13 protein-coding genes are annotated in these 11692 nt (G+C 72.4%); 8 read left to right on the top strand and 5 right to left on the bottom strand.

Translation table 11 applies throughout. From position 1 onward, the window contains the following. The first annotated feature begins 23 nt into the window (after nucleotides 1-23). Genes ABD331_RS32075 through ABD331_RS32065 form a run of 3 tightly spaced genes read left to right on the top strand, consistent with a single transcriptional unit; the run spans nucleotide 24 to nucleotide 2898 of the window. A complete protein-coding gene (locus ABD331_RS32075) occupies nucleotides 24-1088 on the top strand; it encodes a FecCD family ABC transporter permease (RefSeq protein WP_344482843.1) in 1065 nt (354 codons plus the stop codon). Continuing rightward, nucleotides 1085-2092, top strand: a complete 1008-nt coding sequence (locus ABD331_RS32070) for a FecCD family ABC transporter permease (protein WP_344482840.1) — start codon at nucleotides 1085-1087, stop codon at nucleotides 2090-2092. Before ABD331_RS32075 ends, ABD331_RS32070 begins: the two co-directional genes overlap by 4 nt. Continuing rightward, the gene (locus ABD331_RS32065; protein WP_344482837.1) at nucleotides 2092-2898 is read left to right on the top strand and encodes an ABC transporter ATP-binding protein; all 807 of its coding nucleotides are present in this window, start codon (nucleotides 2092-2094) and stop codon (nucleotides 2896-2898) included. The genes ABD331_RS32070 and ABD331_RS32065 overlap by 1 nt, the downstream gene beginning before the upstream one ends. A gap of 105 nt (nucleotides 2899-3003) precedes the next feature. On the opposite strand, the gene ABD331_RS32060 is transcribed toward ABD331_RS32065, so the two are convergent. Beyond that, nucleotides 3004-3597 (bottom strand): TetR/AcrR family transcriptional regulator, encoded by a 594-nt coding sequence (locus ABD331_RS32060; protein ID WP_344482834.1) that lies wholly within the window; start codon nucleotides 3595-3597, stop codon nucleotides 3004-3006. Nucleotides 3598-3716: 119 nt separating this feature from the next. Here ABD331_RS32060 and ABD331_RS32055 point away from each other — a divergent pair, with 119 nt between their 5' ends. Further along, on the top strand, nucleotides 3717-5009 hold the full coding sequence (locus ABD331_RS32055; RefSeq protein WP_344482831.1) for an FAD-dependent oxidoreductase: 1293 nt from the start codon (nucleotides 3717-3719) through the stop codon (nucleotides 5007-5009). Here the strand turns inward: ABD331_RS32055 and ABD331_RS32050 are convergent. After that, on the bottom strand, nucleotides 4960-6216 hold the full coding sequence (locus ABD331_RS32050; RefSeq protein WP_344482828.1) for an ArgE/DapE family deacylase: 1257 nt from the start codon (nucleotides 6214-6216) through the stop codon (nucleotides 4960-4962). The genes ABD331_RS32055 and ABD331_RS32050 overlap by 50 nt on opposite strands. A gap of 50 nt (nucleotides 6217-6266) precedes the next feature. On the opposite strand from ABD331_RS32050, the gene ABD331_RS32045 reads away from it, so the two are divergent. Next, nucleotides 6267-7202, top strand: a complete 936-nt coding sequence (locus ABD331_RS32045; protein ID WP_344482825.1) for an endonuclease/exonuclease/phosphatase family protein — start codon at nucleotides 6267-6269, stop codon at nucleotides 7200-7202. Between the two features lie 15 nt (nucleotides 7203-7217). Here the strand turns inward: ABD331_RS32045 and ABD331_RS32040 are convergent, their stop codons facing one another. Then, nucleotides 7218-7781 carry a DUF1349 domain-containing protein gene (locus ABD331_RS32040; RefSeq protein WP_344482822.1) on the bottom strand — a complete coding sequence of 188 codons (564 nt, stop codon included), beginning with the start codon at nucleotides 7779-7781 and terminating at the stop codon, nucleotides 7218-7220. A gap of 95 nt (nucleotides 7782-7876) precedes the next feature. Between ABD331_RS32040 and ABD331_RS32035 the strand changes: the two genes are divergently transcribed. Continuing rightward, nucleotides 7877-8197, top strand: a complete 321-nt coding sequence (locus tag ABD331_RS32035; RefSeq protein WP_148437906.1) for a GroES family chaperonin — start codon at nucleotides 7877-7879, stop codon at nucleotides 8195-8197. A 436-nt stretch (nucleotides 8198-8633) separates the two neighbouring features. Here the strand turns inward: ABD331_RS32035 and ABD331_RS32030 are convergent, their stop codons facing one another. Continuing rightward, complete coding sequence (locus ABD331_RS32030) at nucleotides 8634-9566, bottom strand: TolB-like translocation protein (protein ID WP_344482817.1); 933 nt, start codon at nucleotides 9564-9566, stop codon at nucleotides 8634-8636. 138 nt (nucleotides 9567-9704) lie between these two features. Further along, the gene (locus tag ABD331_RS32025) at nucleotides 9705-10160 is read right to left on the bottom strand and encodes a TIGR02611 family protein (protein WP_344482814.1); all 456 of its coding nucleotides are present in this window, start codon (nucleotides 10158-10160) and stop codon (nucleotides 9705-9707) included. Nucleotides 10161-10309: 149 nt separating this feature from the next. On the opposite strand from ABD331_RS32025, the gene ABD331_RS32020 reads away from it, so the two are divergent. Beyond that, nucleotides 10310-11221 (top strand): phosphotriesterase family protein, encoded by a 912-nt coding sequence (locus ABD331_RS32020; RefSeq protein ID WP_344482811.1) that lies wholly within the window; start codon nucleotides 10310-10312, stop codon nucleotides 11219-11221. A 45-nt stretch (nucleotides 11222-11266) separates the two neighbouring features. After that, entirely contained in the window at nucleotides 11267-11650 is a 384-nt protein-coding gene (locus ABD331_RS32015; RefSeq protein WP_344482808.1) for a PPOX class F420-dependent oxidoreductase, read from the top strand. Nucleotides 11651-11692: the final 42 nt, after the last annotated feature.

The raw sequence follows: 11692 nt of genomic DNA, 5'->3' as shown, positions 1-11692 counted from the left end.
GACTTGCTACGAGAGGGGGTCGGGTGCGCCCGGCTGAGGATACGGTCGCGGCCGGAGCGGGGCAGGCGGACGACGCGCGCAAGCCCGGAGGACGTCGCTCGGTGCTCGTCACCGGGCTGATCGTCACGGTGGGGCTGCTGGCGCTGGTCGCCATGGCGAGTGTGGCGCTCGGCGCCCGCTCGGTGTCCTTCAGCACGGTGATCGACGCGTTCACGGCGCCCGACGGCTCCAACGACCACACGGTCATCCGCGAGCTGCGCGTCCCGCGCACGCTGCTCGGCCTCGGCGTGGGCGCCACGCTCGGGCTGGCCGGCGCGCTCATGCAGAGCCTGACCCGCAACCCGCTGGCCGACCCCGGCCTGCTGGGCATCAACCAGGGCGCCATGCTCGGCGTGACACTGGCCCTGGGCGTGTTCGGGCTCAGCGACCCCGCCGTCTACGTGTGGTTCGCCTTCGGCGGCGCCGCGCTCGCCTCCGTCCTGGTGTACGCGCTCGCCTCCGCCGGCCGCTCCGGCTCCAGCCCGGTCCGCCTGGCCCTGGCCGGAGTCGCGTTCGGCATGGTGTGCACCGCCGTCGCCTCGGCCATCCTGCGCATGGACACCCAGACCTTCGACCGGATGCGGTTCTGGCTGACCGGCTCGCTCGCCGGGCAGACTGCCGACACGCTGGTCCGGCTGGCGCCCTTCATGATCGCCGGGCTGGTGATCGGGCTGCTGCTGGCCAGGCCGCTCAACATGCTGGCCCTCGGCGAGGACGCCGGCAAGGCGCTGGGCCTCGCGGTCAACAGGACCAGGATCCTCACCGGCCTCGCCGTCACCCTGCTGTGCGGCGCCGCCACCGCCGCCGCCGGGCCGCTGATGTTCGTCGGGCTGATCGTGCCGCACGCCGTGCGCGCCCTGGTCGGCCCCGACCAGCGGTGGGTGCTGCCGTACTCGGCGCTGGCCGCGCCGATCCTGCTGCTGGGCGCCGACGTGATCGGACGGCTCATCGCCCGGCCGGGAGAGGTGCAGGTCGGCATCGTGTGGGCGGTCATCGGCGCGCCGATCTTCATCATGCTGGCCAGGCGGAAGCGGGTGGCCGCGCTGTGAACGTCCGCGTCGGCTCCTGGTCCGTACGGCTCGCGCCCCGCGCCCTGCTCGTCAGCGGCGTCCTCGTCGTGATCGGCTTCCTCGTCACCGTGGCGGCGCTGTCCACGGGCGAGTTCACCGTGCCCGTCCCCGACATCGTCTCCGCGATCTTCGGGCAGGGCACGCCGGTCGCCGAGCTGATCGTCGGCAAGCTGCGCGCCCCGCGCGTGGTGACCGGGCTGCTCGTCGGCGCCGCGTTCGGCGTCAGCGGGGCCATCTTCCAGAGCCTCACCAGGAACCCCCTGGGCAGCCCCGACTTCATCGGCTTCACCGCCGGCGCCTCCACGGGCGGCATCCTCGCCGTCGTCGCGGGCGGGTCGGCCATGACGATCGCCGGCGGCGCGCTCGCCGGGTGCGTGGTGACGGCCGTGCTGGTGTACCTGCTGGCCTACCGGGGCGGCGTCCAGGGCTACCGGCTCGTCCTGGTCGGCATCGGCGCGAACGCGCTGCTGCTGGCCGTCAACTCCTACCTGCTGACCCGGGCCAACATCAACGACGCCGCCAACGCGGGCGCCTGGCTCACCGGCAGCCTCAGCGGGCGCGGCTGGGACCACGCCTGGCCCGTCGCGCTGGCGCTGCTCGTGCTGCTGCCGCTGTGCCTGTACATCGCGCGGCCGATGCGGATGATCGAGATGGGCGACGACGCGGCCAAGGCCATGGGCATCAAGGTCGAGATCGTGCGCGCGGCCGCCGTCACCGCCGGCGTGCTGCTGGCGGGCGTGGCCACCGCCGCCGCCGGGCCCGTCGTCTTCGTCGCGCTGGCCGCGCCCCAGCTCGCCCGGCGGCTGACCCGCTCCCCCGGCGTGACGCTGGCCTCCTCAGCCCTCATGGGCGCCGTCCTGCTGACCGCCGCCGACCTGGCCGCGCAGCGGGTGCTCGCCCCCACCCAGCTCCCCGTCGGTGTGCTGACCGCCGCCATCGGCGGCACCTATCTCGTCCTGCTCCTCCGAAAGGACCGCCACTGATGGATTCCGCCAGCCGCCTGTCCGGTACCGGCCTGACCCTCGCCTACGACCAGCGGGTCGTGGCCACGGACCTCAGCGTGGCGATCCCCGACGAATCCTTCACCGTGATCATCGGCCCGAACGCCTGCGGCAAGTCCACCCTGCTGCGGGCCCTGGCCAGGATGCTCAAGCCGAAGACCGGCGCCGTGCACCTCGACGGCAGCGTGATCACCTCGTTGCCGTCCAAGGAGGTGGCGCGGCGGCTCGGCCTGCTCCCGCAGAGCTCCATCGTGCCCGACGGCATCACCGTGGCCGACCTGGTGGCGCGCGGCCGGTACCCGCACCAGAAGCTCATGCGGCAGTGGTCGAAGGCCGACGAGGCCGCCGTTTCCGAGGCCATGCGCGCCACCGACGTGGCCGAGCTGGCCGACCGGATCGTGGACGAGCTGTCGGGCGGGCAGCGGCAGCGGGTGTGGCTGGCCATGGCGCTGGCCCAGGAGACGCCGATCCTGCTGCTCGACGAGCCCACCACGTTCCTGGACATCTCCCACCAGATCGAGGTGCTGGACCTCTGCGCCGAGCTGCACGAGCAGGGGCGGACCATGGTGGCCGTCCTGCACGACCTCAACCAGGCGTGCCGGTACGCGACGCATCTGATCGTGATGCGGGGCGGGCAGATCGTGGCCGAGGGCGACCCCACCGCGATCGTCACGCCTGAGCTGGTGCACGAGGTGTTCGACCTGCGGTGCGAGATCATCCAGGATCCGCAGTCGGGCACTCCGCTGATCGTCCCGGAGGCGCGCCGCCGGGTGACCGCCTCCTCCTGAGCCCGCCGCGCACTGCCGCCGTCCGCCCCCTCCCCGCCGTGATCAGCGGGGTCCTTTCGGGAGAGAGGCGCGCACACGGCGGCGGCCGGTCCGGTGACGGAGCGCTCAGGTCGTCAGTGCCGTGGCCAGGGTGGTGACGGCGGCGATCGCGCGGTCGCGGCCGTACTCGCCCTGGAGCACCTCCGCCAGCTCCGCCTGCATCGAGGCCAGCAACGCGTGCGCCAGGACGTCGGCGTCGCCGCCCTTGGCCTGCGCCAGCAGGATCGTCACGTGCCGGTGCCAGAACCAGTACGCCCCGATCCGGTACCGCGCCCCCGGGCTGGCCGTCTCCGACATGCGTACCAGGTCGAGGTGGGCGAAGAGGAAGTCGAGGTAGGCCCGTACGAACGCGACCAGCCGCTCGCGGGCCGGCGCGTCAGGCCCGAGCGGCGGCGGCCCCGACAGGATGCGCTGCTGGAGGTCGCGCTCGCGGGCGTCGAGCAGCGCCACCGCCAGCCCCGACTTGTCGCCGAAGCGCCGGAACAGCGTGCCCTTGCCGACGCCCGCCTCGGCGGCCACGGCGTCCATCGAGACCGCGTCCACCCCCTTCTCGGCGAACAGCCGCGCCGCCGCGGCCAGCACCTTCTCCCGGTTGCGTGCCGCGTCCGCCCGCTCCTGGACGGGCCGGCTCATCAGCAGCTCCAGCGACGTTTCCCGCACCATCCGGACTTTAGTCCAATTCCCCGCCGCTGGAACGCGCCAAAAGACGTGGAAGAAAATCCATCCGCGGGCGACCCTCTGGCGAATGCTCAGAACAGCTTCACAGGGGGAGACACCATATGGACCACGCCGTCGTCATCGGGGCGAGCATCGCCGGCCTGCTGTCCGCGGCGGCCCTGCACCGACGCTTCGCCCAGGTCACGGTGCTCGACCGCGACAGGCTCCCGGCCGTCGACGCGCACCGCAGGGGCGCCGGTCAGAGCCGGCACGCGCACGGCCTGCTCGCCAGGGGCAGCGAGATCATGGACGAGCTGCTGCCCGGCATCACGGCCGAGCTGGTCGCGCAGGGCGCCATGAGGGGCGACCTGCAGGACAGGGCCCGTCACGTGCACGCGGGGCACCGCCTGGCCCGCGGCCCCAGCGGGCTCACCGCGCTGATGGTCAGCCGGCCGCTGCTGGAGGGGCAGGTGCGGCGCAGGGTTAGCGGCCTGCCCGGCGTCCGGGTGCTGGCCGAGCGGACCGTCACCGGCCTGCTGGCCCGCGAGGGCCGCGTCAGCGGGGTGCGGCTGGCCAGCGGCGAGCGCATCCCCGCCGACCTCGTCATAGACGCCACGGGCCGCGGCTCCCGCACCCCGTTCTGGCTGGGCGACCTGGGCTGCCGGCCGCCCAGGGAGGAGCGGGTGGCGATCGACATGCGGTACGGCACGCGCGAGTTCCGCCGCCGAGACGACCACCTCGCCGGCGACCTGCTCGCCGTCGTCGGCCCCACGCCCGAGGTGCCGCGCGCGGGGGTGGCGCTGGCGCTGGAGGACGAGCGCTGGGTCGTCACCCTGGCCGGGTACGGCGAGGGCCCGCCGCCCGACGCCGCCGGTTTCGCCGCCTACGCCGCCACCCTCACGGCCCCCGACCTGCACCACCTGATCATGACGGCGGAGCCGCTCGGGGAGCCGCGCGCGTACCACACGCCGACCGCCATCAGGCGCCGCTACGAGCAGCTCGGCTCCTTCCCCGAGGGCCTGCTGGTCACCGGCGACGCGGTCTGCTCGTTCAACCCCCTGTACGGCCAGGGCATGACGGTCGCCGCCCTGGAGGCCAGGGAGCTGCTCGACACCGACCTGAGCGCGAAGGCGTTCTTCCGGCGGATCGCCGCCGTCGTGGACATCCCGTGGGAGATCACCGTCGGCGCCGACCTGCGGCTGCCCGCCACGCACGGCAGCCCGACACAGAAGATGCGGCTGATCGGCGCGTACCTGGACCGCTTCCACGCCGCCGCCGCGCACGACCCCGAGCTGACGCGGCGCTTCCTGCGCGTCACGAACCTCTACGACCCGCCGCCCGCGCTGATGAGCCCCGCCGCGCTGGTCAGAGTGCTGCGCAGCGGCGCACAACGAGCAGTGCCAGTGCCCGCGTGACGTCGAGCAGCTCCCTCAGCTCGACCTGCTCCCTGGGGGCGTGCGCGAACCGCACGTCCCCCGGGCCGTAGTGCAGCGCGGGGATGCCGCCCGCCGCGTAGAGGCGCAGGTCGCTCCCGTACGGCGCCGCCGTCTGCGCGGGCCGCGCGCCCGTCGTGTCCTCGACGGCCCTGCCCACCTGGTCGAGCAGCTCGTGCCCGGCCGGCAGCCGGCCGCTGGCGAACTGCCCGCCCGGCCACGTCACCGCCGGCGGGTTGGCGCGCAGCCACGGGTCGTCCACCCGCGCCACCGCCTCCTCGAACGCCGCCCGCGCCGCCGCCGGGTCCTCGTCCAGCCGCACCCCGAGCCGCCCCTCCGCGACCAGCAGGTCGGGCACGGTGCTGGCCCAGTCGCCGGCGCGCACGGTGCCGACCTCGATCGGGTACGGCATCGCGTTGCCCGCGAACAGCTCCGGCACGTCCCTGTTGCGCTCGGCCTCCAGCCGCCTGATCGCCTGGAACACCGGCCAGAACGCCTCGATCGCGTTGACGCCCTCGTACCGCGTCGCGCCGTGCGCGGCCCGTCCCGCGATCTCCAGCCGGAACGTCAGCGCGCCCGCGTTGGCCGTGATGACGGCGCCGCTGGTCGGCTCGGTGATCACCGCGGCGTCGGCCGTGTGGCCCCTGGCCAGGGTGGCGAACGCGCCGAGCCCGCCGTCCTCCTCGCTGATCACGCAGTGCACGGCCAGCGGTCGGGCCAGCCTGATCCCCGAGCGCTTGATCGCGCGGGCCACGGCCAGGTTCGCCGCCAGGCCGGCCTTCATGTCGCAGGCGCCCCGCCCGTGCAGCACGTCGCCGGTGATCCGGGCGGCGAACGGGTCGCTGCCCGCCCACTTGGCCAGGTCGCCCGTCGGCACCACGTCCACGTGGCCCTGCAGCGCCAGCGCGGGCGGGCCCTCGCCGCCCGGGGTGACGGCGACGACGCCGTACCCCTCGGCTCTCGGGGCCTCGGTGCCGGGGAAGCCGGGGCGGGAGGTCAGGTCGGCGAGGTCGAGCTTCCAGACGTCCACGTCCATGCCCGCTTCGGTGAGCAGACGGGCCATGCGGTGCTGGAGGTCCGACTCGGCGTCGGTGCCGGTGACGCTGGGGACCCTGACGGTCTCGGCCAGCAGGTTCACGGTTTCGGCCTCGTCGATGGCGTCGAGGACCCTGATCTCTGCCTCTTGCATGGTGCACACCTTCTCATGAACCCTTATCCGGGTTTGTGGCGATACAGGGCGTGCGTACTTGGACGAGTTGGATCGTGGTGGCGCCCTTCGCCCTGTGGGCGGTGGTGCGGCTGAGCAGGTTCGAGCCGGACTGGCCGTGGGTGCCGGCGGTGGCGTACACGCCGTACGCGGTGTGCGCGGCCGTGATCGGGCTGGCGCTGGCCTGCCTGCTGCGGCGCTGGGCGGCGGGCACCGTCGCGCTCGTGTCCGTGCTGGCACTCGTGCCGGCCGTGCTGCCGCGCGCGCTCACCGACGGCAACCCCGACGCCGGGGGGCCGCGGCTGCGGGTGCTCGCGGCCAACCTGCTGGTCGGACGGGCGGACACCGCCGAGCTGATCGCCCTGGTCGAGCGGCTCAAGCCGGACGTGCTGGCGTTGCAGGAGTTCACCCCCGACGCGATGGAACGGCTGGAGGAGGCCGGGCTGCGCCGGGCCCTGCCGCACGCCGTCACCAAGCCGCTGACGGGGGTGGGCGGGTCCGCCGTCTACGCGCGGCATCCGCTCAAGGACGGCGGCTTCATCAAGATCGGCGCCTTCGGGCAGGCCAGGGCTTGGCTGTCCCATCCGGACGGGCAGCGGATCGAGGTCGTCTCCGTGCATCCGTGCGCGCCCAAGCGGGCGGGGCGGCAGCCGTGCTGGCGGGCCGGGCTGGAGGCGCTGCCCCGGGGCGGCGGGAAGGAGCTGCGGGTGCTGGCGGGCGACTTCAACGCCACGCTCGACCATCTCGCGGTGCGTGACCTGCTGGACTCCGGGTATCGGGACGCCGCGGACGTGATGGGGAAGGGGTTCGTGGCGACGTGGCCGCAGTACGGGTCGTTGGTGCAGTCGCCGGGGGTGACCATCGATCATGTGCTGGCGGACTCGCGGATGGCGGTGCGGAGCTTCGAGGTGCTGGATCTCGACGACACCGACCACCGGCCGGTGTTCGCCGAGCTCAGGCTGCCGTGACGGGTAAGTGTCTTTTCAGGGGGCTGTGAGGCGGATGTCCGTGAAGCGGACGGCGAAGCCCTTGCCCACCGGGGCGGCGGCCATGGCGCCCGCCAGCGCGGGCTCGCCGGGAGGGAAGTAGGCCAGGCGCAGCATGGTCTCGGGCGCGGCGCCGTCCAGCCCGTACCGCACGGTGACCGCGTCGCCCGCCCGCTCCAGGTCGAACGTCACCGCGCTCGCGGACCGGCCCAGCGGCAGCACCGACCAGTCGGAGAACTGCCTGGTCACGACCGTGCTCAGGTGGAAGCCGCCGTCGACGTACTCCACCCCGGCCTTGATCCAGTTGTGCTCGTCGATCCGCAGCACGGCGCCCGCCTGGTCGTACTGCTCGGCGTACTCACCGGAGAAGGTGACGGTGAGGCGCGCGTCGCCGGGGACGGTGCGGCCGAACAGGTGGGCGTTGTCGGTGACGTAGCCGTAGTGGGTGGTGCGCCACATGTCGGTGCTCTGGTCGCAGAAGAGGCTCAGGCCGTCGTCCACGGTCCACTGCCGCGGGGCGTTCAGCCAATGCCAGCCGCTCTCGCCGAAGGCCATGATCATGGCGTCATCCTCCCATGATCGTTCCGGTCACGGTAGGTGGCCGGGTGTGAGCGTCATGGGGACCCGCGCGTCCGCCTGCTCGTAAACTTGAGCCTGTGGTAGAGCCCAAGTTCGAGATTCAGATGCTGCACGACCGAGTCATGATCAGGTTGGAGCAGGAGGCCGAGGAGCGGCGCAGCGGCTCCGGGATCGTCATCCCCGCGACGGTCAAGATGGCCAACCGCCTGGCATGGGGCGAGGTCTGCGGCGTCGGCACGAACGTGCGCTCGGTCAAGGTGGGCGACAAGGTGCTGTTCAACCCGGAGGACCAGTTCGAGGTGGAGGTGCACGCCCGGGTGTACCTGGTGATGCGCGAGCGCGACCTGCACGCCGTGGCCACCCAGGAGACCGACCACGGCACGGGCCTGTACCTGTGACCTCCCGCCCAGGCGAGGACCCGCAACCATGACCTTCCCGTCGGGACGAAGGCCGCACACTTGCGCCTCGCATCCCGGCGAAGGCCCGTAGCCAGGCTTTTCCCCGTCCGGGGTGAGGGCCCGTCGCCAGACGCCTTCCCATCCGAGGTGAAGGCCCATCGCCAGGCGCCTTCCCGTCCAAGGTGAAGGCCCGCAGCCAGGCCCTTCCCATCCGAGGTGAAGGCCCATCGCCAGGCGCCTTCCCGTCCAAGGTGAAGGCCCGCAGCCAGGCCCTTCCCATCCGAGGCGAAGGCCCATCGCCAGGCGCCTTCCCGTCCAAGGTGAAGGCCCGCAGCCAGGCCCTTCCCATCCGAGGCGAAGGCCCATCGCCAGGCGCCTTCCCGTCCAAGGGGGAGGCCGGTAGCCAGGCCTTCGCGTCCGGGGTGAAGGCCCGTGGCTAGGCCTTTGCCGTCCGGGTGAAGGAGAGCCACAGGTCGGCGGCCCACGTGCGGGCGGGCAGGCCGGCCAGCACGCGCGTGACCCTGCCGTTGAGGTCGAGCACCGACAGGCGGTAGGCGCCGGCGTGCGCCGTGACGGCGACGAGATGGCTGTCGTCCCACCAGCCGAACACCGCCTCCGGCCGCGCCGCCACCCGCTGCGCGATCCGTCCGGTGGCCGGGTCGATCAGGCAGACGTGCTCCTTGAACCGGGACGGGCACCAGGTGACCAGCCGCTTGCCCGAGGGCGAGAACGCGTCCTCGGGCCCCGTGGGCAGCCCGGCGCTCGCGTACGTGCGCAGGACGGCGCCGTCGGAGACCCGGTGGACGCGCAGCCCGGCCCCGTGCCGGGTGACGAGGTTGCCGTCGGGGCTCCACCAGAAGCCCGCCTCCGCGCTCAGTCCGGAGATGCGCACCGTGCGGGCGGTCTTGGAGACCACGTCCACGACCGTGTAGCCGAGCACCCGCCACTTGCCGCTCACCTTGCGCTCGACCGTGAGAGCGACGCGCCTGGCGTCACGCGACCAGGACACGTAGGAGGCGGTCATCGGCTTCTTGACGGTGCGGATGCTGGCGGCCCGGCCGGTGGTGCGGTCGGTGACGACGAGGGTGTCGTAGCCGGAGCGGTAGGCGGTGGGCACTCCGGCCGTCCAGCGGTTGCCCGGCGAGACGGACACTTCGGACAGCGTCTTCTCCCAGGTGAAGGCGTTGCCGGTGGCGGATCTCAGGTACGTGCGTTTGGTGCCGAGCCCGTAGGCGGCCAGGCGTACGGGATCGCCCGCCTTTTCGCGATATTTCACGCCACCTGTGCCGGGGAGCGTCAGGTCCACCCGCGCGGGAGCGGCGGCGGGGGTGAGCGTCATGGACAGGGCGATGACGAGGTGAGCGATCACGCCCGCAGAATAGACAGCGGATCGGCGGATTCCGGTCGCCGATAACGACCGGGTCTGGATGCGGGCGGATCTGGATGCGGGCGGGCCTGCGCTCCGGCTCAGGCGCCTGACTGCGGCCGGGACGCGGGCGCGGGCGGGCTAGATGAAGCGCTGAGCGATTTCGATGACGTCGATGCCCAGCGTGAGCAGGCCGAAGTAGACGATCACCGCCGCCGCGGCCACCGTGACGATGAGCACGATGATGCGCACCGTCCAGCCCTGCCGCTTGTACCACTCCGTCCAGGCGTGCAGCGTCTGCTTGCCGAACTCCAGCACCTTGTGCGCCCAGTGGAATTCGGTGGCCAGCACCGCCAGACCCGCGAACACCACGAGCCACCCCGGCCCGGGGAACGGCACCATGATCAACCCGCCGATGACCATGATGGCGCCGATCACGCCGACCACGATCTTCAGGGTGAGCGCCCCCGTACGAGTGGAGCGGACACCGTCCAGCCAGCCTTTGAAACCCGAGCGGCGCCCAGGCATGCTGGAGTTGTCGGCGGCCCCGTTCTTGATCATGTCGGCTTCGCCGGTGTCGGAGTTCTGAATCGGCACATTTCCCCCCGGCAGTCGGTGTGCCACCCAGGATACGGCCCGTCCCCCCATGGCCACTTGCAGACGACTAGCAAAGCACCAAACTCCATATTCGGTAAAATTTCCCGCCAGAGCGGGCTTTGTCCGGCAAACATCGGTTAATGTCTGCTATGCCCGAGGTTCTGCTCCGTACCGTCACCGGCCCTGTACGCGTGGCCGCCATCGACGGCACCGTTCTCCCCCATGAGCACCTGCGTACCGACATGCGCTGGGCGGTCGGCATCGACTCCGACCCGCACCGCTGGCTCGACGAGGAGACGACGGTCAGCGCGGAGCTGCGCGAGCTGCGCCAGTCCGAGCAGCTCGGCCTGGTCGTCGACCTGACCTGCATGGGCATGGGCCGCGACGCCGCCGCCCTGGCCCGCATCGCCGCGGGCAGCCGGGTGCCGGTGATCGCCTCGACCGGCCTGTTCGCCGAGCCGTTCACGAACGTCGGCGACGAGGACGTGGACGCGCTCACCGCCCGCCTGATGGAGGAGATCGTCAGCGGCGTGGACGGGACGGGCGTGTTCCCCGGCGTCATCGGCGAGGTCGGCTCCTGGGGCGCGGAACCCACGGCGCGCGAGGAGCGCTGCCTGATCGCCGCCGCCCACGCCTCCCTGCGCTCGCGCCTGCCCGTGGCCACCCACGGCAAGAACGGGCCCGCGCTGCTGGAGATCCTGCTCGGACAGAACCTGCCGGGCTCGCGGATCGCCGTCGGGTACGCGGGCACCGACCTGGGCGCGGCCAGGAAGATCGCCGAGTCGGGCGCGTACGTCAGCCTGGGCGCGCTGGGCCTGGGCGCCGAGCAGGCCGCCAGGATCGCCCTCGGCCTCATCGAGGACGGCCACGCCGAGCGCCTGCTGCTCAGCACGGGGCTGAGCCGGGTGGCGCAGGTGCGCCGCTACGACGGCCCCGGTTACGGGCATTTGTTCCGTACGCTGCTGCCGCGCCTGCGCGAGGCGGGCACCTCCGAGGACGTCATCCGCCTCATCACCCACGACAACCCGCTGCGCTGGCTGACCCAGGGACTGGCCGCCTGATCCCGCCTTGACCTCAACCAATGTCAAGGTTGCAGACTGGCCGCCATGACCTTCACAACAGCGGAACTCGACTACCTCTCCGGCCAGCAGCTCGGCCGCCTCGCCACCGTCGGCCCTGACGGCCAGGTGCAGAACAACCCCGTCGGCTTCTTCGTGCAGAACGGCACCATCGTCATCGGCGGGCACGCGCTGGGCGTCTCGAAGAAGTTCAAGAACATCCAGCGGGGCAGCACGGTGTCGTTCGTCGTCGACGACCTGGCCTCGGTCGATCCCTGGGTGGCGCGGGGCATCGAGATCCGCGGCACGGCGGTGGCACTGACGGACACCGAACCGCCCGTGCCGTTCTTCTCCCGCGAGGTCATCCACCTCGTGCCCGGCAAGATCATTTCCTGGGGGCTGGACGGGACTCGGGAGAGCCGCACAGTGTGAAAGCTCGCTAGGATCGGGGCTACACGAGCCTGAGCGGGTGGG

This window comes from Nonomuraea monospora (genome assembly GCF_039531895.1).
Classification (GTDB): domain Bacteria; phylum Actinomycetota; class Actinomycetes; order Streptosporangiales; family Streptosporangiaceae; genus Nonomuraea; species Nonomuraea monospora.
The sequence above is the reverse complement of the archived record's forward strand: the minus strand, read 5'-3'. Positions and strand labels throughout refer to the sequence as shown.

What these genes read in the sequence shown, in the direction of transcription:
- ABD331_RS32065 (WP_344482837.1), top strand. Translation starts at nt 2,092, where the DNA reads ATGGATTCCGCCAGCCGCCTGTCCGGTACCGGCCTGACCCTCGCCTAC.
- ABD331_RS32055 (WP_344482831.1), top strand. Translation starts at nt 3,717, where the DNA reads ATGGACCACGCCGTCGTCATCGGGGCGAGCATCGCCGGCCTGCTGTCC.
- ABD331_RS32050 (WP_344482828.1), bottom strand. Translation starts at nt 6,216, where the DNA reads ATGCAAGAGGCAGAGATCAGGGTCCTCGACGCCATCGACGAGGCCGAA.
- ABD331_RS32040 (WP_344482822.1), bottom strand. Translation starts at nt 7,781, where the DNA reads ATGATCATGGCCTTCGGCGAGAGCGGCTGGCATTGGCTGAACGCCCCG.
- ABD331_RS32020 (WP_344482811.1), top strand. Translation starts at nt 10,310, where the DNA reads ATGCCCGAGGTTCTGCTCCGTACCGTCACCGGCCCTGTACGCGTGGCC.
- ABD331_RS32015 (WP_344482808.1), top strand. Translation starts at nt 11,267, where the DNA reads ATGACCTTCACAACAGCGGAACTCGACTACCTCTCCGGCCAGCAGCTC.